Source organism: Marinilabilia rubra (genome assembly GCF_003121985.1).
In the GTDB taxonomy this organism is placed as follows: Bacteria; Bacteroidota; Bacteroidia; order Bacteroidales; family Marinilabiliaceae; genus Marinilabilia; species Marinilabilia rubra.
The window spans coordinates 1-26,647 of sequence record NZ_QEWP01000010.1 but is presented as its reverse complement, the minus strand read 5'-3'; the positions used below and the strand labels follow the sequence as shown (position 1 = coordinate 26,647).

17 protein-coding genes are annotated in these 26,647 nt (G+C 39.8%); all 17 read right to left on the bottom strand.

The genetic code is table 11. The features are described 5' to 3' along the window. Nucleotides 1-103: 103 nt before the first annotated feature. The 17 genes from DDZ16_RS12830 to DDZ16_RS12745 all read right to left on the bottom strand — a co-directional run bounded on the left by DDZ16_RS12830 (nt 104) and on the right by DDZ16_RS12745 (nt 26,295). Nucleotides 104-1,501, bottom strand: a complete 1,398-nt coding sequence (locus DDZ16_RS12830; protein WP_232526670.1) for a Gfo/Idh/MocA family protein — start codon at nt 1,499-1,501, stop codon at nt 104-106. A gap of 31 nt (nt 1,502-1,532) precedes the next feature. After that, nucleotides 1,533-2,897, bottom strand: a complete 1,365-nt coding sequence (locus tag DDZ16_RS12825) for a DUF3472 domain-containing protein (protein ID WP_146192234.1) — start codon at nt 2,895-2,897, stop codon at nt 1,533-1,535. Between the two features lie 205 nt (nt 2,898-3,102). Then, nucleotides 3,103-4,782 carry a RagB/SusD family nutrient uptake outer membrane protein gene (locus tag DDZ16_RS12820; protein WP_109264882.1) on the bottom strand — a complete coding sequence of 560 codons (1,680 nt, stop codon included), beginning with the start codon at nt 4,780-4,782 and terminating at the stop codon, nt 3,103-3,105. Between the two features lie 19 nt (nt 4,783-4,801). Further along, on the bottom strand, nt 4,802-8,071 hold the full coding sequence (locus DDZ16_RS12815; protein ID WP_158275665.1) for a TonB-dependent receptor: 3,270 nt from the start codon (nt 8,069-8,071) through the stop codon (nt 4,802-4,804). Nucleotides 8,072-8,167: 96 nt separating this feature from the next. Next, entirely contained in the window at nt 8,168-9,163 is a 996-nt protein-coding gene (locus DDZ16_RS12810) for a FecR family protein (RefSeq protein WP_109264880.1), read from the bottom strand. A 756-nt stretch (nt 9,164-9,919) separates the two neighbouring features. Then, entirely contained in the window at nt 9,920-10,528 is a 609-nt protein-coding gene (locus DDZ16_RS12800; protein WP_158275664.1) for an RNA polymerase sigma-70 factor, read from the bottom strand. Between the two features lie 682 nt (nt 10,529-11,210). Further along, nucleotides 11,211-11,558 (bottom strand): hypothetical protein, encoded by a 348-nt coding sequence (locus tag DDZ16_RS12795; RefSeq protein WP_109264877.1) that lies wholly within the window; start codon nt 11,556-11,558, stop codon nt 11,211-11,213. A 1-nt stretch (nt 11,559) separates the two neighbouring features. Further along, nucleotides 11,560-11,709: a hypothetical protein gene (locus tag DDZ16_RS20750; protein WP_158275663.1), complete on the bottom strand. Its 150-nt coding sequence runs from the start codon at nt 11,707-11,709 to the stop codon at nt 11,560-11,562. A gap of 970 nt (nt 11,710-12,679) precedes the next feature. Beyond that, nucleotides 12,680-13,915 (bottom strand): glycoside hydrolase family 27 protein, encoded by a 1,236-nt coding sequence (locus DDZ16_RS12785; RefSeq protein ID WP_109264875.1) that lies wholly within the window; start codon nt 13,913-13,915, stop codon nt 12,680-12,682. Between the two features lie 11 nt (nt 13,916-13,926). After that, the gene (locus tag DDZ16_RS12780; RefSeq protein WP_109264874.1) at nt 13,927-15,078 is read right to left on the bottom strand and encodes a glycoside hydrolase family 43 protein; all 1,152 of its coding nucleotides are present in this window, start codon (nt 15,076-15,078) and stop codon (nt 13,927-13,929) included. 58 nt (nt 15,079-15,136) lie between these two features. Further along, nucleotides 15,137-16,630 carry a hypothetical protein gene (locus DDZ16_RS12775; protein ID WP_146192233.1) on the bottom strand — a complete coding sequence of 498 codons (1,494 nt, stop codon included), beginning with the start codon at nt 16,628-16,630 and terminating at the stop codon, nt 15,137-15,139. A 55-nt stretch (nt 16,631-16,685) separates the two neighbouring features. Further along, a complete protein-coding gene (locus DDZ16_RS12770; RefSeq protein ID WP_109264872.1) occupies nt 16,686-17,561 on the bottom strand; it encodes a PKD domain-containing protein in 876 nt (291 codons plus the stop codon). Between the two features lie 17 nt (nt 17,562-17,578). Beyond that, nucleotides 17,579-19,090 carry a RagB/SusD family nutrient uptake outer membrane protein gene (locus DDZ16_RS12765; protein ID WP_109264871.1) on the bottom strand — a complete coding sequence of 504 codons (1,512 nt, stop codon included), beginning with the start codon at nt 19,088-19,090 and terminating at the stop codon, nt 17,579-17,581. An 11-nt stretch (nt 19,091-19,101) separates the two neighbouring features. Further along, entirely contained in the window at nt 19,102-22,443 is a 3,342-nt protein-coding gene (locus DDZ16_RS12760) for a TonB-dependent receptor (RefSeq protein ID WP_158275662.1), read from the bottom strand. A gap of 215 nt (nt 22,444-22,658) precedes the next feature. After that, nucleotides 22,659-23,696 carry a FecR family protein gene (locus tag DDZ16_RS12755; RefSeq protein ID WP_109264869.1) on the bottom strand — a complete coding sequence of 346 codons (1,038 nt, stop codon included), beginning with the start codon at nt 23,694-23,696 and terminating at the stop codon, nt 22,659-22,661. An 812-nt stretch (nt 23,697-24,508) separates the two neighbouring features. Next, on the bottom strand, nt 24,509-25,078 hold the full coding sequence (locus DDZ16_RS12750) for an RNA polymerase sigma factor (protein ID WP_109264868.1): 570 nt from the start codon (nt 25,076-25,078) through the stop codon (nt 24,509-24,511). Nucleotides 25,079-25,185: 107 nt separating this feature from the next. Then, entirely contained in the window at nt 25,186-26,295 is a 1,110-nt protein-coding gene (locus tag DDZ16_RS12745; protein ID WP_109264867.1) for a formylglycine-generating enzyme family protein, read from the bottom strand. Nucleotides 26,296-26,647: the final 352 nt, after the last annotated feature.

Here is a 26,647-nt window from a genome sequence, read left to right as displayed (position 1 = left end):
TGGGGGTTAATTAATAAAAAACGGCAATACCCATTTAAAAAGATATTGCCGAAAATGCAAAAAGCGATAAAATATGAAAGAAAACCCTATTTACGAAGATGGGTTATTTTGTATAATAAGTCACCCGATCCAGTTTTTCCCAGGCCCCACGTGTAAAGTCAGGTACCTTAACCGGCATGCCATTGTTTTTAACTGATGCTTCAGAAAGGGCTACAATACAGGACCACTCGGCTGCATCGTAAACGTCCTGATCCAGAGGCAAACCGTTGCGGAGACAGTAAATAAGCCGATAATCCATGATGAAGTCCATGCCGCCATGGCCACCCACTTCACGTGCTTTTTTTCCTACTTCTTTGGTGATGGGATGTTCGTATTTCTCCAACATTTCTTCCATCTCCTCATCCGAGAGAAAACTGTGCGCATTGGGCTCCAAAGCAATGCCTCGTTTGGGCCACTTTCTCACAAAACCTTTGGTGCCACTCAGCATATGTATGCGGCTGTAAGGCCGTGGACTGGTAACATCGTGCTGAAGCATTATGGTTTTGCCTTTGGCCGTTTTGATAATGGTGGTATTCATATCACCTTTTTTATATTCCTGTTTGGCATATTCAGAGTCTTCACCATATTTATTTTTGGCATATTCGGTCATCCCAAACTGGCCGCTGGAAACCGATACCAGATAATTCATTTTATCCCCACGGTGCAGGTTCATCGCATGAGCAATAGGCCCAAAACCATGAGTGGGGTAAAGATTGGCATCGCGGTTTTTTAAATAATCGAGGCGCCACATATTCCAGTATCCGTTTTCTTCATTGAAATTGAGAGAACGCAAATCATGGATGTAGGCTCCTTCAGCATGTACTATTTCACCAAAAACACCCTGTTGAGCCATATTCAGTGTGGCCATCTCAAAAAAGTCGTAGTTACAGTTTTCGAGCATCATGCAATGCCGGCGGGTTTTTTCGGCGGTGTTGACCAGTTGCCAGCACTCTTCCATGGTGAGAGCGGCAGGCACTTCGGTGGCTACATGTTTGCCATGCTCCATGGCATAAACAGCGATGGGTGTATGCAAGGCCCAGTTGGTAACGATATAAACCAGATCAATATCGTCTCGCTCACAAATTTTCTTCCATCCGTCTTCGCTGGTATAAGCATCTGCTTTTGGACGCCCGTTGTCCTGAAGGATTTTCTGGGCCCGCTCAACTTTTTCAGGTACCACGTCTGCAATGGCAGCCACCCTTGCCCCGTCCAGGAAGGTATAACGGTATACTGCTCCCGAGCCCCGCATACCAAGACCGATGATCGCAACATCTACAGTATCGATTGGATCAGCCCTTAGTTCCAAAACATCGGTTTGACCTGCGGGGCGCTCAGGAGTAGCATAAACCTCTTTGGGTTCAAATTTTTGATTTTTTTTATTCTGAGGAGTTGTTTGACATCCCCAGGATATGGTAATCATTAATGTTACCAGTGTCAGTAAAGAAAAATATTTTCGTTTCATAGTTATTTAATCATTACGTTTTTCGTTTACATTATTTTTCAGAGGGTAGCTGATCAAAGTCAATCTCCGGGTACTGCCCGGATTCCACTCTGGACAGCGAGGTTCCAATTGTTGTATGCTCATCGAAAAAGCCACAATTCTTCAAATAAAACCTCCCATTTTCAACACCCCCTTCATAATCCAGCCTTGCATCTTTGCGTGCAGTCGCATCAGCAGTAAAAGTGGCCGTTGATATTTCATGCCATTCTCCAGAGCTATTTATCACCCATTGGTTGGAATAATATCCTGTCCGTTTTAATACACCTGCATCGGTAATGAAATTCTCCAGAAAAGAGTAAAGACCAGTGAGGTAATTGCTGGTTTCCGGCCTTTTAAAACTGGCAATGAGTGACCAATTTCCGGCATCAGGATCAAAAAACCATGCTGTATAAGCGGTAGACTCAGAGTCGTATGGCACTCCTTTTAAGAGAAATCCATAGGTTTTGCCTGCTTCCCACATAAACTTCCTGTAGCTCTGCCCACCAGATCCTTCATTCCCAAATTCTCCGGCATGGACACCTTCCCCCTTTTCGAGCAAAACGATTCTTTTATCCTCTGGAATATCTTCAGGATTATCCGTACTATATGGGCTCCAGACGGAGAACAATACACGTCTCTCTGTTTCTGAATTAACCTGGATGCCAAAATATCCATGCGAAAAACCATTGGCCATAAAATAGGAACCAATAACATCATTCCCTTCAGGAACGGTTATTTCATTATAGAAATATTCAACATCTCCAGCTTCTTCCGGCACTTCATAGCCAAGATGAACAGAGGGACCGCGTCTTCCCCAGTAAAAATCGTCTTTCACATATTTCACTGATGCAGGAGCCGCTTCTCCGGCAACAATAACATGGGAAACTCCACCAAAATCCTCTCCATCAGCCGAAACTCCACTCAAATCTATTTCCTGGTAACCGGTTGATTCCACATTAAATTCACCAACATACACGTTTTGAAATTCGTCACTCTTTTCAATCTCAATCTCCTTTTGCTGATCATAAAGATCCATCTTAAGTTTAGAGTCACCAGTTGCGGTCTTAATTCTTAGTCCGATTTTTAAAAGTCCGCTTTGAGAAGTATGGAAAAAAGTCCTTACAGTATCAAGTTTATCGGTCCAATTCCGGACACCATCTTCAGTAATTAAATGCGAAGATTTCCTGTACTGATTAACGATCCAGGAGTTGCCCGTGGTTGGAATAAAGATGCCGTCCTCAATTTGTTGAATGTCCGGTTTTTTCTCTGCCTTTGGCTCATCCTCACTGCAAGCGCAGGCAATCATACCGCTGAAAATAGCTACAACAAATAAAAAATGCCGGCAATAATGGAACTTTCTTGAAATAATGGTTTTCATTGATGTATCTTTATTAGTGATCTATACTCCAACTCATTAAAAATCGGAGCTATCTCAGACAAATGAGTTGAAAAACAGGTATTATACAACAACCCGAAAAAGACAGTAATCACCATCCTTCCCGGGTTGCGTTTTGGAGCAGGCATTTTATCAAGCTTTTTAACCAATGCCCTAATCCCAAATCACCCGGAATTTGTAATCCACCTTAAGGATTCTGCTGCAGAGCAGAAGGATATCGGTCAATCTCCTGTTGCGGAATATACTGAATTACAGCAGGATCAGTGGATTCCACCATCATCTTCACCATATTAGAGGCGCCACGGTCATGTGTACCCGGATAACGACGATCCAGTGTTCTTCCTTTTCTGAAAATATCGTTTTTCCGGTGTCCTTCAAAAGCCAACTCCAGCCGTCTCTCTTCCAGAACGATATCCAGAACACTCTTTCCATCGGGCAAACCAGCCATAGTCCATTCGGGTATACCGGCACGACGCCGGATAATATTAACATCATCTATGGCACCTTGCTCATTTCCCTGATGATATCTGGCCTCAGCTCTGTTAAGGTACATTTCGGCCAATCTTGAAATCACGGGCGACCACAGATGCGCCTGGTCCTCCTGACCTGAACATTTAAGCACGTAATATTTGGGATATCCCTGACGCATTTCCATTTTACGACCAATTTCAACATATTCCTTTTCTCCTCTCCAGGTTATATAGTAAGAGGTTTCTCCTTCACCATTTAACTCTTCCTGGACGTAATCTTCAGAAATAACCTCATCATCGCCTTCTTCCTTAACGATAAGCCATTGCCCGTTATCATTGACAACTTCACGGTTGCGGAACATGTATTTCGTGATTCCATCATCGTCATAGTCTTCAACAAAAAGGAACCACATCTTATTGTCCTCAGTATATTGGGGTTCAACAAAAGCATGTCGGGCATCTTCGGGATGTTTCCCCAGTAAGTCGCGATAAGGTTTGGAAGCATACATCTCACCCCAGCCAATACCGTTAACATTGGCATACATACTCCCAACACTCCACCAGCCTAAATGATCTTTGTCTTTCAAAGTACGAATGGCCAATATGGTTTCACTGTTATCTTCAGGAACCATAGTAAAATAACGGCCCAGTTGCTGGTTATCCAAAAGGGCAAAACGATTGGAATTAATTACAGAATCGGAATATGCTTCAGCCTTTTCCCAATCTTCCATATAAAGATAAACTCTTGAAAGTAAAGCCCAGGCAGCTTCTTTGGTGGCATAAATATTCTCCTTAGGCACATTCATTAAAGAAGCCCCTTTTTGCAGATCCTCAATAACCTGTTCATATACTTCTGCAACAGTAGCCCTTGGAGGAAAATCGTTTTCATCGCTGGTCAGCTTCAGGGGTACACCCAGGTTGGTCTGTGGTGACTGGGTATAAGGACGGCCAAAAGCCTGTACCAAATTAAAATACAAAAATCCTCTCAGATAATAATTTTCTCCCAATACCTGGTCCACCTCAGAAGAGGTACCTTCCTCGGCCATCTCGAGGGAACGGTTAATGGTAACCACCATTTGATAGGTATAAGGCCAAAGACCTATTTCCAGATGCCAATTACCTGAAACAATCCGGTTATAGTTGTACAATGTCATTAACGGATCGGATGTTGTGCCGCTTAAGGAAATATTATCACCCCCAAATTCCGGTATATAATGATAGGGTTTGACAAAGTATTCATTTTTCATGTAAGAATAAACCCCTCGTGTTGCAGACTCAAGGCCCGCGATCCCTTTTATATTTTCACTGGTAACAGAGTCGAAGGGTTCGCGATCCAGCTCACAAGCCCCCAAAACCAATACCATTGCTGTCATTAATGATACTATATATTTTTTCATTGTCTTTCAGTTTTGAAGATTAAAATTCAAGGTTTAGTCCAAACATAATGCGCTGTGTGAGCGGATATGAACTGGCACCTACATTTCCTGTAGCACTTCCCTCGCTCACTTCAGGGTCATAACCTGAAAAATCGGTCAATGTCCAAAGATTTTCTCCACTAACAGAGAACCGGGCTCCTTTTAAGTTGAGCTTGTTTAAAACACTTTGCGGAACATTGTAAGACAAAGAAAGATTTCGCAATCTCAGGAAACTTCCATCTTCGAGATAACGCGAGGATGGACGGTTAGAATCGTTATTGCCGCCATTTACCGGTTTTGGGTGAGTGGCATCATCACCCGGTTGCTGCCAGCGTGACCAACCATCAGCCAATACCATCTGGTTGTAGGTGGGATAGGCCCCGTCAGAATCAAACAACTGACGAGCGGAATGATACACATCAACACCCTTCACAAAGCTGAAGTTAGCGGTTACCAAAAATCCTTTCCACGAAATGGTATTTAAGATACCTCCGAAAATATCGGGCGACGATTTGCCAATCATTTGCCGTGTGGCTTCATTGTAATCTGATGTAAGTTCAACACCGGTAACATTCCCCTCTTCATCTGTTATTTCTTTTTCCCACTGAGGACGGCCATTTTCAGGATCCACACCGGCCCATTTGCGCAAATACCAGGCATCCATATCGTAACCTTCGGTATATCGACGATTTCCGGTAATTATGGGATCTCCATCATAGAGTTCTGTGATTTCATTGTTATTGATGCCCAGGTTAAGATCCATACTCCAGGTAAACTCATCATTAGCTACAATATCGGGGCTTAACGTTAACTCAAATCCATTATTTTGAATGGCACCTGCATTAATCCATTGATAGCTGAATCCGGTAAGTGGTGATAAAGCCAGACGATGGAGTAAGTCCGAGGTATTTCTGCTGTAAACTTCGAAGTTAACTCCCAAACGATTGAAAAAACGGGCATCAACGGCAAAGTTGGATGAATAGGCTTTTTCCCAGGTCATCCCCATATTTTTCATTTGCTGGGGAAATGCAGCAGGAATTCCGGCATATTGACGTGTGTATTGATAAACATCCAGATATCCATAACTGGCCCCGGGCGTATTTCCCACCGAACCATAACTGGCTCTTATTTTCAAATAATCAACCCATTCGGCATTATTCATAAAGTTTTCGCGATGAATATTCCAGCCTACTCCAAACGTAAAGAAATTGGCATACCGTTTATCAGGACTGAAGCGAGATGATCCGTCCGTCCGGAATGAAAATTGTCCCATGTACCGGTTATCATAAACGTAGTTGGCATTGAACAGCAAAGACTGCAACGCATTCTCACTTTTACTACCCCCTACAGATTTAGCTTCGGCCGTGACATCTAAAACTTCAAATCCTGTTGGTAAGCCTTTACCCGTAGCGTTAAAACCCTCATAACGGTAATCGCTGAATTCATATCCACCAAAGGCAGACACATCATGCAATCCGCCAAAATTCTTGGAAAATCGCAACATTTGATTAGTATAGCGTGTGGTTGTTAAAGAGGTCGCATCGTAAAATGATCCATTATCATCGCGCCCCGATAAAGAACGCTTATCAGTATAGCTCTCCGTTAAGTGATAACGGTAGCCAATATTATTATTGGAAGTAAATGTGAGCCAGGGTGTAATTTTGTACTCCATGCCAAAAGTCCCCTGAATACCCACCTGTTTTCCGCGAGACCAGTTCCACTGAAGGTCGTACAAATAGTTACTTTTGTCGCGCCCTATCCATTCTTCTTCCTTACCCGTTTTTATGGAACCATCTTCATTGTAAGGATCATCCCATGGCAGATTCAGGTTAGCCTGATAAAGACTATGTTGCTGATTATCGTCGCTCCAGTAACTACCAGAAATTTTTGTAGAAAAAGAAAGTTTTTCATTTACCTTATAATCAAGATTAGCTCTGGTTGTAAACCGCTCATAATCGTAACCCTTTACGGTACCTGTTTCATTGTAGTAATTACCAATAATGGCCGCCTGTATTTTTTCACTTCCACCAAGATATGAAAGACTGTACTTCTGAGTAATGCCATTTTGCGTAGCCAGATCGAACCAGTCGGTATTCGTGTTCTGAAATCTCTCAGGATCCCACCAGGTAGGCAGATTATCCGGATTTTGAAACATCTGGTGATAATCATAAAGTTGCTGAGAATTCATCAATTCAAAGTTTCCGGTATTCAACCAGGAAACACCCCGGGAAGCAGAAGCAGAAAATTTATTCATACCAGCCTTTGCACGCTTGGTAGTTACCAAAATAACGCCGTTGGCGGCACGAGATCCATACAATGCAGTTGCTGAAGCATCTTTAAGGATGGAAATCGATTCGATTTCGGCAGGGCTGAGTTGGGCACCCGTCCCGGCAACGACACCGTCTATTACCCACAAAGGATCCTGTGTAGAAGAAAGAGAGCCTTTTCCCCGAATCCTGATGGTACCCCCTGAACCGGGACGTCCGGATGAATTCACAACGTAAACACCAGCCGCTTTGCCCTGGAGCAGGTTACTAACTGAAGGAGAGGACACATCCGCCAATTCCTCCTCTGATACAGAAGCCACAGAACCTGTTAAGTTAGATTTCTTCTGAGTGCTGTAAGCCACTGCCACAACTTCATCCAATCCAATGGAAGCTTCTTCCAGGCTAATATTAATGCTGTTTTGGTCAGCAATTATAACCTCGTTGGATTCAAATCCTATGAAAGAGAAAACCAGCACATCTCCTCTTTTTACTTCAATACTGTATTCTCCATTGGCATCCGTAATTGTTCCGGCGAAAGTCCCCTTAACAAAAACGTTCACCCCCGGAACCGGATCTCCGCTGGTATCAGTAACCACACCTGCAACAGTACGCCCCTCCTGCTGTTGGCGCATCCGTTCTTCCGAAAGGATAACAATTACCTTATCCTGAATCTTGTAAGTTAAGCCTGTATTACTCAACGCCTTATCCAAAGCATCGGTAACCAACTCGTTTTCAACCTCCATACTAACAGCAGGAGTCAATTCCAAATCGTCCGACTTATAGAAAATGGTAAAATCGGAGTTTTCCTCTATGGCTTTAAAAACTTCGGAAAGTCTGGAATTTTCAATTTTCAGATTGAGTTTTTTGGTTTGGGCATAACCATTCAGAGCAGTTAACTGAAATGCCCCAATAATCAAGAAGAAGGTTAATAATTTCATAATCTTTAACCATTTAGGGATAGATATAAAGATATCGTACCCCATGAAAAAGTGATTTTTTTTCATAGTTTTGTAATGTTTTGAATTAATCATTGATTTTAAGGCGGGGCATGTTGGCGCATGCCCTGCTTTTGCGTTAGAACAAATCTATCTCATAGGCAATTACTCTTTGTAAATTGTTAATTTTCGGTTTTTCAGTTCATATTTGATAGGGGTGGTAATTTTGATGACATCCAGCACCTGCCAGATGGTTTCCTCATTTTTGAAATTTCCGGTATACCTTATTTCCCTGAGTTCCTGATCAGCAAGTGTAATGTCCACATCGTACCATCTTTCAAGTCTTCTGCACAATTCCTCAAACCTCACATCAGAAAACATAAAAAGATTGTCTTTCCATGCAACTTCGCCATCCAAATCCGTGTTTTTTACGGTTACTCGATTCTCTTCTTTATCGAAAATTAGTTTCTGACCCGGTTTTAACTTTAATCGCCTGTCTGGAGCAGCACCCTCAATGTTGCGGATTTCGACACTTCCCGATAAAAGAGACGTTTCTATGCACTCTGCATCCTCGTAGGCCATAATATTAAAAGAGGTACCCTTTACAACAACATCATAATCACTGGTTTGAACCACAAAAGGCACATCCTCATTTTTTTCAACTTCAAAATATACCTCTCCGGATAATTGCATTCTCCTATCCTCCATATAATTCCCGGCCGGATATTTAAGAGTGGTTTCAGCGTTCAACCAAACTTTGGTTCCATCGGGAAGGGTGATTTGCGTTTTTTCGCCACGGGGTACATAGGTTTCATACCAAACCATTGGCTCCCGGGATTGGCTCCATTTTTCAAACAGCGAATAACCGGTGGCCAACAATACCGCCAAACCAATAACCGCTGCATAGCGGGATATATTCCGTATTAACTGCAGTTTGCGAACATTGGATTGGTTGAGATATTTTGAATGAAATTGATCCCATTCCTTCTGAATAGATGTTGCATTCAGATGCTTTTGAGCGTAAGTATTTTCATAGGCTTCAAAATAATTACGTGAAGCTGCATTCTCCCTGATCTCATCAAAAAGCGCTTTCTCCTCCAGAGGCGAAGTCAATCCCAAATAGAAGTTTTTGGTTAATTTTTCCAGGTTCTCTTGTTTCATTTTTTGTCTCTGTTGTATTAGTAATACAGGAAGGATAGAAAAAAACCCGCATAAAATTTTCTTTTTTTTACATTATTGAACAACCCTTTTTCGTAAGCAGCAGACCATAAAGCATTTAATCTTCAAAAAAAATTGGGATTACTGAAAATTCCTTAAAAAGCTAAGCATATAGAACGTTGGAAAAAGTCAGCAGGACAACGATTGATTTTTAGATACAAAAACAGGCTCTTGCTTCTTGCTGTAAAGAACAAGCCCCGGGTTTAACAAAGAATCTCCACCCTCTCATTTCAATAAAAAGAAAGTTGGAAAAAAGTGATGTGAAAACAAGAATAAAGACCAGACTTATATGGGGAAACAGATGTTAGTGATAGACGCGTGCACAAATACGGTGTTTAAGACTCTTTCAGACATTGTTTCCAGGAAAAGGTTCTGGTTGTGGCGGTTCAATCAGGAGTTTGTTTTACGTTTGAAGTCTCTTCAAGTAATTAGAAAAAAATCTGTCAAGCTATTTTAGGGAATTACACGTCCCGGGAGAGTTTAGCACGTCCCGGTTGAGGTTTGGGCCGTCCCGGGAGATTTTGGGCCGTCCCGGGACTTTTTTTCGCGTTCCCGGAACAATTTGGGCTGCCCTGGGACATTTTTTCATCTTCCCGGGCGTTTTCTGAGGCTCCCGGGTATTTTCTCAAGTTCTGGAAGGATTTTGGCGTTACTCCGGGGATATTTCAGGGCTCCCGGGGCATTTATGAATTCTTGAGGCTAATGAATAAGTAGTAAAAAAAGCATATATAAAAGAAAGTCCCTTTTCCTCAATTCTATTTGCAAAAGTTTTGAAGCTCTGGAAATGTGCTTTTCAACCGTTTTAATATTCAAACCAAGGGTTTCGGCAACTTCCTTGTTTTTCAATTGCTCAAAACGGCTCAGCACAAATGCTTTTTTGCAATTATCGGGTAGGGTGTCCAATAGGTGCTCCACCTCATCCATCATTTGTTTTTTTAAATCCTCAAATTCATATTCATCCAAAAAGCTGAACATAAAAAGCCCCTGAGAAGCATCATTTGGATCATTGGCTTTGATATACTTATCAACAACTTTATTGTGTTCGAGGTAATTTAAATATTTATTTCGGACGGATTTAAAGAGAAGCGCTTTTAAATTTCCCTGATCGCTGAGCAGATATTTCTTTTCCCAAACGCCGGCAAAAGCCTCCTGAACAAAATCTTCTGCCTGACTTTCATTTCCGGTCAAACGCGTTCCGTAAAGTTTTAAGCGGGGATAGTATAACTTAAAGACATACTCAAACACCCCGACATTCCCATGTCGGATTCCACGGATAATTTCCTGTTCTGAAAGTTTTTCTGCCTTCATGTCCTGCATCTCAAAACTTCTCGTAAAATTTTCAAAAAGTATTGCGCAAAACTAAATAATATTTCTCAATTTTTAATAATTGACATTAACAACACTCCCAAATGACTATCAATAAACAAAGTAATCAACTCATAAAAAAGCTGGGCCAACTGATAACTTATGTCGTAAGCACTTTACAATTAAAGGAACTTGAGCTTTTCAGCCTGCCCAGGGTATCAATTCGGAAGTATTCTCATTCGCTTAAAGCCCGGTAACCACCTAATAAATAATTAATTAAAAATTCGAGAACAAATATAACCGCTTCGCTCTCGCATAATATTTTTTAAACATAATGTCAAGTCAAGTGTAGAATATCGGGTAAACCGTCGTTATTTTTCACCTTGTGCAAAACAACAAAAAAGTATGCATAGCCTTAGCTACGTGGGTCTTTTTTTTGAGAAGCACAAGGTAGAAAGAGCAAAGCTTATGCCGTCAGACTATGCTTGACTTGACAATAGTTTTTTGTGAAATTTATGCTTAATAAAAATCATGCTCGTTTTATCAGTAAAATTTTCTCTAAGTTATTGGTCTAATGCCTGCCTGACTGGTAGGCAGGTAACTCGAATGGTTAAATATTTGCATTCTCTTTTGAGGAAATCGTTGCCATGCTCGTTTCATTCCAATAATCGACAAGTAATCTCCACTAATTATCATTAAGCAGAACCACCTTTGTTATCATCAAATTAGGTCCTGAATTGACTTTTGATTTAAGCACCAGTTTGCCGTCATTGCTATCTTCCCTCATCACATGAAACTTAACCCATTCACCCTCTTCATGATTCCCCAGCTTTGCTTTTCTTCCCTCAAATTCAAGCAAGCCGGATCTGCCATTATGATTCCAGTCGTAAAAATGAACCAGCAATGTTCCCAGGAAACCCTGAGGGCAGTTTATGACCAGTTCCATCTCCTTACTATGCCAGGCTGCTCCCTTTTCCTCCTTCCAGGTTCCATCAACCTTAACATTATAGCTGGTTCCTTCTGAAATCACCACATTATCCAGATTTGGTTTCCACTTTAAGGAATATTGAAGAATCTATGAGCTCTCCTTCAATTATATCAGGATAGAACATGTGGTTTCCAAGGGGTTTATCACCAAAGGGAGTTAGCTTTTTCCACCCACGAGGCAATTCTGGTTTCATCATTCAGTATCCTATTTTCTTCTTTTCTTTTAATTATGAGAACATGGAAACTCAAAGAAACTATGTCCATCAACTTTTGACATAAAAAAATCTATATTCTTCTTCTGCCGAAACAACCAGTTTTTCACGGATCAATGTGCTTTTGGAAATACCTGTTGAAATAAAGATACTTGCAACCCTTTAAGAAATCCTTGGGTTGCTTCAAAATTTAAGTTATCCTCAACACCTCCATTTCTCATATTACGTTCACTCACCGATTTGAATGTCCAAATCTTATTAAGAGAAGTAACAATTTTATTATTTATCACTGGTGTCCGGGGAAAAAATCAATAAAGTTATCTATGCCTTAATTCACGGAGTAATTAGCTATCTGAGCTATGAGGCGGGGTTGGAATCGCTTCAGCCAAATCCCGTGAAGAAAATCAAAACATTTTTCGTTAAGAAATCCGAACTGTTTGAGCGTAGCGAGTTTTCGGATTTTAGAAAAATGTTTTGATTTTTTCCCGAATATAGTTTTGTAAGCTTTTGTGGCTTCAGCCCAAAAGCAACAAAAACTTATATCGGGATGGGTGAGCGACGGCATTTCTTGTTTACTTCTTTTTGCTGTAGAATTGGAGCGAAGCGGAAATCGTGATTACCTATAAAAGCAGGCAAAATCATGAACAAAAGAAGTAAAAGCCCGCGCGGCTTGAGCGCATAAAAAGGAATATTATTTTTTTAACCGGACAATAGTGATTATTTATACTAAATTCAAATGAAGGAGAAGGACTATTCAATAGACCTAATTTACCATCTGCGCTAATTTTAATTTCAATAGCAGATGGCTCAGTGTCTGATGCTATAATCTCTTTTCGAAATTTATCGTTCTCAATAATAAAGTTTTAACAGAAGCGGAACAGTCTACAAATATGAGATAAAATACAATTACAAAATTAAATCTTTTCATTGTCTGGTGAATAAATAAAAAATCTTATCACTTGCTTTGAAAGACATTAAATGGCAAAGCTGTTCCTTCTATTCTTAATACTGCAACGCCATGTGGAGGCACTTTTTTACTTATTATCTGCTTGCTTAAAAATTTGAACTTTTCCTTCTTCCAAATATCTTCATACGCATAATTAAACGAAGAATCAATACCTATATCCCTCAAATTTACAGAAATTACCTGCGTCTCTTCAGAACGATTCAGCAAGGCTACGGCCACTTCCCCGCTCATCGTTGATTTTAAAGGTTTGGCCCAAACCTCCAAGTCTCCCATATCGACAACTCTTCGTGCCTGATAAACGAGAGGGTCTTGGTTTATTGCAATAAGCTCTTCGTTTGTCAAAATCTCCAGTGTTTCCTCGGAAAGTGTTGTTAAGTCGTTACCTGCAATTAGTGGCGAACACATCATACACCACATGGCAAAATGAGTTTTATCTTCCTCAAGGCTCATACCTCGACCAACTTGTAGCATATCCATATCATTTACATGTCCAGGTCCAGCATAACACCATAAATCTGCATTTAGGTCGATAATTCCCATTACCGATTCAAACGTATTCGCAATATCAGGCGAAATTCGCCATGAATCAGCGACACTTGTAACCCATTTACCGGGGAACTGCCAACGACATACATTATAAACTGCTTCAGGTTTCAATTTGTAAACGAGTTCGCCTATTTCACTATACCTTGTTTTCTCATCCAAGCCAAGCCATTCGCCGCCACACCAGTCTACCTTTATAAAATCGTAATCCCATTCTTTCAAAAACAGTTCTAGGTCTTTTTCATCATGTCCCCAAAGCCCAACACCGACACCTATGGTATCTTTGTCCCAATAAGTTGCGCAAGTATTTATCCCTGCATCGGTGTAAATTCCTGCTTTTAATCCCTTTGAATGAATATATTCAGCTAGCGCTTTCATCCCTCCAGGGAATCGTTCAGGATGTACTAATAATTCCCCATATTCATCGCGACCTCCAAAAAACCCATCATCAACATTAATGTATTGATAACCCGCATCTTTCATACCGGTAGCCACCATGGCATCGGCCTGTGCCTTTATAATATCTTCATTAATATTAATCCGGTAATTGTTCCAACTGGCCCATCCCATGACAGGCGTTTTAGGACGGGCTGGAAGCTCCGAATTACTTTCATCGGTGCCATTACACGAAACCAAAAACATGTTAAAAATGAGTATTATATTTAAAAAAACATTCTTCATTGTTGCTATAATTATTTATTATCAAAAATTTCAAGGCTCCACTCTTCAATCCATTCTATATAAGGATTACCGGCATCGTTAAACTGTATGGGCAACCAGATATACCGACCATCAATGGCATCTTTGGGGTTCCAGCGGTCGGCCATAAAAATATATGAATCTTCCACTCCCTGAACCGGGAGGATATAGGTACTTTGAGAATTATATGTGGTCTCTTTTCCTTCAGAAACACAAGGGTTGCCAAGCTCCTTCCAAGGACCAAAAATATTTTCGGCAACTGCCGAGCGGGCAGAATTTGGGGACCAACCTGTACAACCCGAAGCCATGAAAAAGTATTTACCATCGTGTTTAAAAATTGCCGGTGCTTCCATGTAACGAGCAGGGAAAATCCTTACATATTCACCACTGAACGATTTGTAGTCATCGCTCAATTTTGAAATATGCGTGGTACTGTTTTCTTCAGATGAGTGAATATGATAAGCGGCACCGTCATCATCAACAAAAAGGGTCATATCGCGCGACATCTGCCCTTTTTCAAAATCACGCCCTAAAATATTAATGGTATCAATATTACCAGGAAGACATTCAGGTCCACCACAATAGCTATCTTTGGTTGTTTCGGGAACACCCTGCTGATGAATGGGTTTTACGTTTACAGGCCACTGTCCGGCATTCGGACGTACACTGTGAATATATTGGTAGGGCCCAGTAACTGATTTAGAAACCGCCAGACCTGTTAATCCTGCGCTATAGCCCTTCCCTTTCAGTTCGTGGTGAAACCACATTACAAATTCATCATTTTTTTCATTGTAAATAACTTTGGGCCGTTCGATGATGCATCCTTTTATTATCGGGCTTTCAGGATCGTCAGAAACAGCAAGGGCAATACCTTCATCTTTCCAGTTATACAAATCTTTCGATGAATAAACATGAACACCAACATGGGCAACATTCCCTGCTTCTCCTTCAATTTTGTGCTCCCCAAACCAAAAATAGGTATCATCAAAAAAAAGAATTCCGCCACCGTGAGCATTAATGTGAACCTGGCTATTGTCGTACCATATTTTGCCAGGCTTAAAAGAATTGGCTTGCCCCCAAGAATTCAATGCAATTGCAAAAAAATTTAGAAGCAAAAATAGTTTTACTTTTGTCTTAAAATACATCGATTATATTTTTAATTTTATGGTGAATAAATATTTAAGGATGGAGTGGTTATCTAAACTACTTCTTTTCAACACTTCCCACTTTCAACCATTTATTTTCAGAAAAAAGTGACTGATCTTGAATGGCCAAAGAGATCTCACCAACATCGTTCATAATTGAATTAACAATTGCAACAACCAGCTGATATTTGCCTGTAGGTAAATCAGAAATATCAATCGTTTCTTCATACGAAAAATCCTTTCCTTTTATCCAATCCGAAGGTTCAGCCTCTTTTGAATAATGTACTTTCACCTGTTCTCCTTTATCATCAACAAAACCAAAACAAACCTTGTATTTGAAGTTCCAACGAAGATTATTGTTAGGCATAACTCCGACTCCAATATTTCTCCAGGTATGATTAATCTTTAATTTTAATTCTTGTGTAAGTTGTTTTTCATAGCTTATCTCTGAGGGATAGATTCGATATCCACCCCATCTTATAAATCTTTCCACCTGACCTAAAGCCTGAGTTACGTATCGCTCCGACTCCAATGCTTCCCTTAAATCCAAGTAATTAGCATGATGTTCAAGTGCTTCATCAACAACTTGGGTATAGTACATGTTCCATGTAGTCCAATCGTGTCGTTTATCAATATCACTGTAATATTCGATAGAGCCGTTGCCCCAATAGGCTGCTTCAGCAATAAACATTTTTTCAGGAAAATTACCCTTCACAATACCTTTTTCATAATCACTAAACCACTGACTTCCTAATCCATCACGGCGAAGGATATAATCTTGCCCTTCGAAAGCAACTAATTTTTCCAACTCGTATCCCACTTCACTATTAACTGTTAGAGCAAGGGGCACGTTTTCAAATGCACTTCCGTAAAGATTTATAATCCAAGAAAAAACGCTCTGTTTATTTAAAGGATTTTGAAATTTCAGGTGATGTCCTTCTCCCCACCAACCAAGGTTGAACCCATCAATAAAATCAACTTTTGAGGTATTATCAAATTCTAAAGCAAAAGCCTTGATAAAATTTTCAAACTTTTCCTGAAACACGGGATCATCAGGGTATGGAGTTTTATTTTTTCCACCCCCCAACTTTTCTACTTCATAGCTTGCAGCACCTGCATCGAATACAAATTGAGGTGTACCGGGTTTAATGTTATCTTGTCCGTTAACATAAACTCTAAATGCCAGTTTTAATCCTCGATCCAAAGCTCCCTGAACGAGAGCTTTGAAATTATCATCATAGATCCATGCATATCTTCCTTCTTCTGGCTCTAAATCGGACCAACGCCAACGAATGTATAAGCATGATGCATAATTTCTTGCAATCTCATCTTGTTTATTCCAATAATCCGTAGCATCTGCAACTTCATCATTTGCATCATCGTAAATTACCCACCCCATACCGGGATTACGAATTAATGACTCAAGATCTGGTTCAAAAGTTACTTCATTCTTGACCCCCTTAGGTTCTTTAGTTCCCTTAGATCTAGAACAAGCGCAAAATAGCAATATTACACTCAAAAATACAGGCAAAAAACTTGAATTTGTCATCATTCCCGTTAATTAAAAAGGAGGACAAAGAATGTCCTCCTCTGGATTTTTTTATTATTTATTCAAAGGCCACAAAAATAGGATCACCATTTTCAGGTATACGCTCGTCGCTTTTATTGGCAACTCCTATTGCTATGCCTGTGCTTGCCATATCAACTTGGGCATTATTTTTTAATTGCTCTTTGTTTATTGAGAACTCATATGCATAAGTCTGCTCATCAACCTTAACCTTTTCAGATACTGTTAACCACCCGTTTTTGTTTTCTGCCCATGCCCAGCTCCAATCATTGCTTCCATCAGCTCCGGTAAAATTAGCATACCACTTGTAGTTACCATCAACATACAGGTCAGCACCTTTTATAAAAGAATACCATTCCAGGTTTGTATATCCTGTTTCAGGTTTGTTATCAACATCAATAAAAAGAACTGGCTGACTTAAATCTATATATTCTGTTCCTTCAATATATAAATGGATAAAGTCTTTATCTTCTCCCCATACTTTTATCCTATTGAACTCGCCAGTACCATTAGCTTCTTCAACATACGGAACATATTCCCAATCGGCAATATCTCCATCATTATCTATTTTTATTGTGGCAGGAACATCTACCAAAGATATAGTCTTACTAGTGTTATGATTGATTCCAGTACTTCCGTCACCTGCATAAAGTTTTACCAATACATCATATGTACCTGGGGTTGTATATTCAAAAACAGGATTTTCATCAGTACTAACACTACTTTCACTATCTCCAAATTCCCAGGCATATACATCGGAGCCTGTAGATTTATTAATGAATTTTACAACACCAGAACCTTCAGTTGTTTCAAAATCAAAATCTGCAATAGGATTGGTTGTTTCTGTAACATCATCTTCGCAACCAATAAATGCAAATAAAATTGCAATAAAAATAAAATATAATTTGTAATTCATTTTGTTCGTTTTAAAGATTAATACCCATCATTTTGCTTCATTAACGGATTTTCAAAAATTGCCTGATTTGGAATAGGATATAATTTATGAAAATCGCGGGCATTCTGTTGAGGATTTCTGTTCTCCATTTTTAATGGATCGTTTGCATACTCAACAAACTTACCATGACGAATTAAGTCTTCACGTCGGCAACCTTCAAAACACAATTCCCATCCTCGTTCTTGAAGAATGTAATCTCTAAGGTCCTGTTTCGATGAGAAGTCGGATAGAAAGATAGGTTTTGCAGGATCAAATGCCCGTTCCCGGACCTGGTTAATTAAATCAACTGACCGCTGATTAGGCCCATTTATTTCGTTTAAGGCCTCAGCCAAGCCAAGCAATACATCGGCATAACGATAAATTACATAGTCAGCTCCCTGATTTTGACCTGTACCTTCCGGGTCTTCAGGATATTTTAACGGGATTGCACCAAGCGGACTTGTTTCGCGTGCATCGATAGTCTGACCTTTTTTACCCGTATAGAACCGAACCAATACTTCCCTTCTTTTATCATCCTCATCAAAACTATCATAATAAGACCAGGGTACTTTGTAACCGTTCCATGCAGTAACAGCATAACCATTAGGAGAAGCCCAATCGCTGGGTAAAACATGAGCGCGATAATTATTGGTGATACCTCCTAATGTTGGGTGATTTTGTATTGCAAAAATAATTTCAGAATTCTGTTCATTCTCCAGTGCCCAAATATTTTTATACACGCTTTGTAGCTTATATACATTTAAATCGATAATTGCCTCAGCTGTTTCCTTAACCTTTTGCCAGTTTTTTTCGTGTAAATACAACTTTACCAATCCCATTAGTGCTGCACCTTTTGTTAGCCTACCGAAATCACTCGAAGAATATTGAATTGGAAGTACTTCCGCAGCTTCACTTAAATCCTTTTCAATAAGTGCTACTATTTCTTCATTTGAAGGTCGTGCTTGTTGTTCATAATCAGTTAAGTTTAAAGCATCCTCTTCGTTAACAATAAAAGGAACCGGACCATACAGATTATAAATATCGTACATCCAATATCCTCTGGCAGCTTTAATTTCCGCAATATACCTTTCCAACAATGTTGCATCTAACGATTCTACACTACGAAGCTGTGCAATAGCACCAGTCGCTTTTGTAACTGCAGGAACAAAAGCATTGTACATATCAGAAAAAGGCCATCCATCTGGCTGCCAGGTGAAGTTAAAAGGAGCTCCCCAGTAACCATCCCAATAGCATGAAAATTCGTCTGTAGAAAATAATCCCTGTACCAATCGCGACTCATTTGCGGCATTGTACCTGTTCCATGGACCATCACGAAACTCATAGTAAACTGAATTTACTAATGCCTTCGCATCCTCTTCTGTCTGAGGAAAGTTATCACTGGTTAATTTATCATATACTACTGGTTCCAGTTCTCCTTCGCAACCTTGAAATACCAACGCAATTATTGCGAACAACAGAACATATAATTTAAATTGAAATATTTTTTTCATAACCTACTGAATTAAAATTTTAAGTTAACACCGAATGAAAAAGTCTTTGCATTTGGATAAGACCCAAGACCATCCGTTTCCGGGTCCACACCTGAGTAACCGGTAATCAATAACAGGTTCTGTCCATCAACATAAACACGCATATCCAATTTATTTTTAAATATTCTTCGTGGAATTGTATACCCCAGCGTAACATTCTTTAGACGTATAAAAGAACCATCTTCAATATAATAATCGCTTGAGCCTTGATAGGGATGTGCTGCCATACCAGGTGTCGTTGTACTTGGTGAATCGGCCCTGAATATCCTATCAACCTCTTTCATCATATTGTTGTCACCATTCGGCAACCTCCAGGCATCAAGTTTATATTTAAAAGTATTCGGATTGGTTAATATTCGATCAGCCATTCCATAGAAAAAAAAGTTTAAATCTAATCCCATGTATTCGAAAGTATTACCAATACCAAATGAAATACCTGGATCCCATGTTCCCAAATAAGTAATATCGGCTGCATCAATTTTCCCGTCAGGAATTCCGGTGAGTTCATTATTTTCATCAAATCCATTCAAATCCTGATAAATAAGGTTACCTGGCAATTCATTTTCCATATGTGGAATATCTTCACCAAGTTGGACGATTCCATTTGTTTTGTACCCGTACATTGAACGAATTGGATCGTTCTCTCCTTGCCAAGGGTCTAAAATTAAATCCGGGTTACGCTCTTTCCAGTTATCGGTATATGTTGAAATATTAAAATTTGTAGTCCATTTTAATTCTTTAGCGATATTTACTGTATTCAATTCAAATTCGAAACCTTTTAATTGAGTTGAACCAATATTATCTGCAACAGAACTAATATCACTATAAGTGGGCAAGGTTCTGTAGGAAAGTAAATCATCAACAACCTTATTATAATATTCAAGTGTTCCAGAAATACGGTTTTTATAGAATCCAAAGTCTAAACCAACGTTAAATTCTTTTGTTGTTTCCCACTTTAAATCGCTGTTACCAAGTTGTGTTTTTGTAACAGGAGTAACTACTATATCACCAAACATGTATTCTCCGCGAGTACCATAATATTCAAAAGCTTTATCTCCAATTCCACTATTACCTGTTTGTCCGTATGATGCCCTTAATTTTAAATTGCTTAAAACATCCACCGATTTAATAAACTCTTCTTCCGATATTCTCCATGCCAATGCAGTAGAAGGAAATAAGCCCCATTTATTGCCTGAACCAAAATTCGAGGTTCCATCGCGCCTTAAAGTAAAACTTGCGATATATTTCTCCTTGTAGTTATAGGATAGTCTGGAGAAATATGATGCCAATTTTCCGGCGTTTTTGTACGAATAAACATCAGGGCGACCTTCTCCGGCACCAAGATTGTTGCTCTCAAATATATCGGTAAAAAACTTGGTTGCCTCTGAACCAAATCCGTTATATTTAAACTCTTGATATTCGTAACCAAGGAGCACATTTACATTGTGCTGCTCATTAAACACACGTGAATAGCTTACAGTACTATTGAACAATAAATCGGTTGAATTACTTATCGACTTTGTGGCTTTCCCTCCGTATTGTGCACCATAAAGAAAAGTAGTTGGCAAGTAGTTACTTCTTGTACCCGATTTATCATCTATACCAACATTGGCTTTAATTATTAATCCTTTTAACGGCTCTACCTGAACATACGAATTAGCCAATAACCGTTTTTGAATGGTATTATCATCAATTTCGCGATACGAAACCGGATTTGGCATTACTGCATCTTTGGGATTTATTGAATATTCCCCATAAGCATTATATACCGAAATTAACGGACTCATTTGCAATGCACTTACCAGTACTCCTGAATTTTCCCATTGGCCATCTCCTAACTGCGTATTACCATTATCAACATAAGAACCGGTTGCAGAAATACCCACTTTTAAAAAGTCTGTTATTTTGTGGTCAAGATTTATCCGCGAACTAAATCGGGTAAAATCAGAATTATACACCACCCCTTTCTGATCGAAATAGTTGGCAGAAATCATAAAGTTTGTTTTTTTACTACCTCCCGATATTGAAAGGTTCACATCATCAACTGATCCTAAGCGAGTTACCTCATCCCACCAATCTGTTCCTTTACCCGCATTAGCTATCTGGTCACTTGTGAATCTTTGCGTAAATCCTGATAAATCCTGGTCGTTTGAGCCGTAAGGGTATTGGTTATTAGAAATTAAATAGTACTCTTCTCCAAGTATATTTGCCTGCTCCATAAAACCTTTTGCATCAAGCATATCAAAATAGCGGTCTATTTCCTGAACAGAATGGCTTAAAGAAAAGTCAACAACCGTGTGGCCTTCTTTTCCGCGTTTGGTTGTTATCAGTATTACTCCGTTTGCTGCACGTGCACCATAAATTGCGGTAGAAGCTGCATCTTTCAAAATTTCGATTGACTCAATATCGTTTGGATTAATTGAGTTCAACGGATTACGACTTCCCATATTATAGCGGTCGCCACTACCAGGCTCAACACTGCTGTTGTTAATAGGAAAACCATCGATAACATACAAAGGCTGATTACCTGCATTAACCGAACCTGCTCCCCTGATTACAATATCAATTCCACCACCAGGTTGAGCACTGGTTTGTTTGACCTGAACACCAGAAGCCTTGCCAGACAACATGTGAGTAACCGAAGTATTAGCTGTTTTAGGAAGATCATCTGACTTTACGGTTGAAATTGAACCAGTAACTACACTCCGTTTAGATACGCCGTAACCAATAGCAACTACTTCTTCTAGGCCTATAGAAGTGCTTTCCAATGCAACATCAATAACCATTTGGTCATTCGCAACAACTTCTTTAGTCTCCATCCCTATAAATGAGAACACCAAAGTATTTTCTGAGGAAACTTTTTCAAGCGAATAATTCCCTTTTACATCTGTGGTTGTTCCCCTTGTGGTACCTTTAATAAAAACATTTACCCCCGGAATTGGCTCTCCATCCTGGTCAGTAACCGTTCCGGTTACAGTCTTCTGATCTTGCTGAAGCATTACCATTGATGCATTTGCTTTCGAAAGAATAATCTGGTTATCAACCACCTGATAGGAAATATCTCTTCCATCAAAAAGCTGATCTAAAACTTTAAAGATGTTTTCTTCTGTGAACTTTACTGAGGCGTCAAAATCAACATCCACTAACTTTTCATTATAGAGAAAATAAAACTGACTTTGATTCTCAATCTCATCGAGAACCTTCTCTGCTTTAACATTCTCAAGGTCGATGGAAAGTTTCTTTATTTGGGCATAAGAACTCTCAGCAAATAACTGAGATACACCGATCAACATTAAAAAAAGTGTAATTCGCATAATACGAAAGATTTTAATGAGGACACACCTGTCCCACATTCCTGTCTTAGGAATTTTTTTCATAGCTTTGTAATGATTTAAAGTACAACATGAGGGGATGAGGAAGTTGCCGCTTCCTTGCCCCTTTTTTTATTATTTATAAAGGTTTAGAGTGTTAAAGGATGTTTAGCTGGTGTTGAATAGCGTTTTCATTGTTGTGAATTTTGGTTCAGGAATTATTTGTGAAAAATTATGACCTTCTTTCTTGAAAAGTCGCCATTTTTATCCCTTTGATTGTCAATGATCTTGTATTCTATCGGGGAAGTCAATTTCAATAGACGCAGTACATCCTCCAGTTTTTCATCCACAAAGGTGGCACGAAAAGTATAATCCTGAAGTTTACTGTCTCTGACCTCCACATCCACATTGAACCATCTGGAGAGTTCCCGGGCCATTTCCTGCATACTGTCTCCGCGCAAAACCAATTTGCCATCAATCCAGGCAGAATAGTACTCCGGTTTTACCTGCGATCTTTTCAATCTCCTTTCTTTACTATTGTAAACCAACATCTCACCTGGTTCCATGCTAAATGACCTGTCACTTTTCACGGGGAGAAGTTCTACTTTTCCTTCTTCAAGAACAACTTCTGTCAATTCCTCACCGGGCCACATTTTCACATTAAACCGGGTTCCCAATACCTTGACGGTGCTTCGCGGGCCCTGAACCAGAAAGGGACGCAAGGAATCTGTCCTGACATCGAAAAAAGCTTCGCCTTCCACGGAAACACTTCGCTTTTCAAAAGGTGCCTGATAAGTCAGAACCGACCCGCTGTTGAGCCAGCCTTTGGTTCCGTCGGGCAGTGTCATACGCACCCTTGAGCCCAATGGAGCTGAAACTTCCACCAGTGTGGAGGAAACAGTCTGATCCTTGGAGGTAAGCTGATAAATTCCCCAGATGGTCAACAGTGGCAGTAAAAGCATGGCTGCAATCCTGCTGTACCAGTGCAATATCTTTCGTGTTGTATTCCGGGAGTGTTTGCCCTTTTTTTCTGAATTGATGAGAAAATGGATCTTATACAGGACCGGACTCAAATCCGCTTTTTGAAGTTCTTCATCAGAAATAGCATCCCAGTCGGCTTTCATCTTTTTCTTAAGTACGGTTTCGTTTTTGTTCCCCCGGAACAACTCCGCGAAACGTGCCACTGATGACCTACTACCGTTACCTTTGAGGTAATTTTCAATTATATTAAATATTTCCTGCTGTTTCTTATCCATCGAAATAATAAAGTCGTTTAATAGTAATACCCTTCTTAACGAAAAATCTCCCGTAAAAATTCACAAAATTTTAAAAATATTTTTTTTAAATGGTGTTAATTGATTGATTTAAAGTCATTATTGTTCGGATAAACTTCTCATTTTAATTGGTTAGATTGCTATAAGATAGGGGTCGGGACAGGCCCTATCTCTACCAATGACAGATTTGGCTGTAATTTTAAATGACGTTTTTCCCAAGATTCCCGAATGTTCGCCTCTTATCAGGGATCATACACTTTTGATATCTACAAGTGCTGTCTCAAAACTTATTATTCTGGCAGTATACGCAGAAAATAACAGTCATGTAATCATTTATTTGCACCTTTGCGTCCTTGCGAGATACTATTGTTTTAAAATTTTGAGACAGCCCCTTATTAAAATTCGTCCTTTGTCAGAAACTTGATGGATTAACATTATTTAAATCATGCACAAGACATGTAATTTAGGAAGAACCCAACCTGGCATGGCCAGAACCAAACAAGTTAGAAAAAAAATTAAAATGAGAATTAGCCAAATGAGCTAATTGCTTCGCAATTCTTTTTTGTCCACGAATTTCACGAATTACACGAATTTTGGTCGCACTTGAAGTGCGACATTAAACGGCTTCGCCGTTTTTCAATAAAGCTGTAAAACAGCTTTTTAATTCGCTTAATTCGGCGAATTCGTGGACCCCAAACAAAAAATGGCGTAGCCATTTTATAATAAACCATTGGAAATATTTTGCTCTAAGCGGCTATTGTCGAAAACAACAAACACTGGTAATCGAAAGCTCTTCATTGAAGAAAGAGATAAAAGAAAAGCCAAACCAGGGGAGTGGCATCCTTTAGGTTTTTGCGTAAAAAACCTATTACTTCTGAAATTTGGTTATCAACAGTTTTGGGAGAAACATCCATTAACCCGGCAATTTCTTTAGCAGATTTCCCCTCGAAACGACTTAAACGAAAGATCTCTTTTTTCTTTTGAGGCAGCTTTTCCAATAAGGTAGATACTTGCTCTAATACAGACCGGTATGTAATAGTCATTTCTGTAGAGTTGTCAGAAGTCCCGATTAAACTATTATCTTCGACATCAAGATAAATTCCCTTATACCGGAAATAATCTTTTATCTGATTAAAGGCAATGGTAAAAAGATAGGAATGAAAGCTCTCTTCTTCTTTTAGTTTTTGACGATTTCTCCAGAGCTTCAAAAACACATCTTGTACCAGCTCCTCTGCATCTGCCTCTGATTTGAGATATTTCAAGCCAAACCCATAAATACGATGGGAGTATGCCTCAAAAAGCTGATTAAACGCTTCCATACTTCCACCCTTAAGCTTTTTCACATGAGCATGCACCTGAGTCATCAATCCTGAATTTGGAACAGTTTAAGTTTGAGACCGCAATATTGTGAAATATATTTAAGAAATGCAAAAACAGGCTTTCGAATAATTTATGAAACCTGTTTCGAAAATCATTCCACATCCCGCACACAGCGGAATCCAAGATGCATCATTCCAGAATCGGGGGAAGATTTCATCCTTGCCGATGCCCGATAACCTGCGCAATAAGAATCGTTGCATAAGAAGGAACCGCCACGCATGGTTTTCTTTTGAACTCCGGGTTCCATTGGATCATAAGACGTTCCCGGCCCTTGCGGATTCTCAGCAACGCCTTGTTTTGAAAGGGTCTTGTAATAATTGGCATGATACCAGTCAGATGTCCATTCCCATACATTCCCGGCCATATCGTACAACCCAAATCCATTGGCCTGAAAGGAGCCCACCGGAGCGGCAAGTTTATGACCATCTTCTGTTAAGTTGGTATATGGGAACTCCCCTTGCCAAAAGTTGGCTTTTTCAGGCGATACTAATTCATTTCCCCATGGATAAATGTACCCGTTGTTTCCACCTCTGGCAGCGTATTCCCATTCTGCCTCTGTAGGCAAACGCTTACCCGTCCATTCGGCATAAGCTTTGGCATCGTACCATGAAACATGAACCACGGGATGATTATCCATTCCCTCTATGGAGCTATCAGGCCCTTTAGGATGTCGCCAATCAGCACCTTCCTCCCACTTCCACCAGGATTGATAATTATTGAGCGAAACCTTTTGTCCCGGAGATTCAAAAACAAGCGAGGCTGCCACCAGCACAGAATCAGGTGGTTTAGGGGTACCTGGAGGTAGTTGTTTCTTCAACTCTTCCCAATCCGGCTTTTTCCCGGCAGTGGTCACATAACCTGTAGCTTCGACAAACTCTCTAAACTGAGCATTGGTTACAGGATGCTGATCCATATAAAAACTGTCTACACGAACTTTATGAACCGGAAATTCATCCGGCTTTGAGAACTGCTTTTCTCTGGCTCCCATATCAAATACTCCACCGGGTATTAAAACCATATCGTTAAGTGTATCCGGATCAACATCCCCCGGTTTGTCGTTTCTTGCTTCCTCTGAACCCAAAAACCGACTGGAAGTCCCAGAAGGAAGGCAACACTCTGCTTTTTGCTTTTTAGAACTGGGTTGGCAGGATAAAACTATCAGGGAAACTATAAGAACGGGGAAAAAGAATTGCTTTCTCATATTAGGTATTATTTTTAATTAATCTAAGAAAAAACAACAATCATTCACCCCAAATAGTTGGTAGCACCAGCCAATAAAAAAGACAATTTCTCCAAACATTAGGAACAACCAACTCATTTTTAACAAAATGGCTCATCGAAATAATGCGTACCTGCTGTATTAATAAAAACTCATTCTCCAAGTCCCCGGGAGGGCATAGCCGTCAGGCTAAGCAGATTGATGCAGTGGAATATTCACAAAATCAAAGGTTTGGTTTATCATTTCTAATATGTGGATACTCGAAAATGTTTTATTTTTTGGTTCTACATTCTGTTCCTTCCGTGTGGCGGTATGAACAAGGCTGGAAATGAAT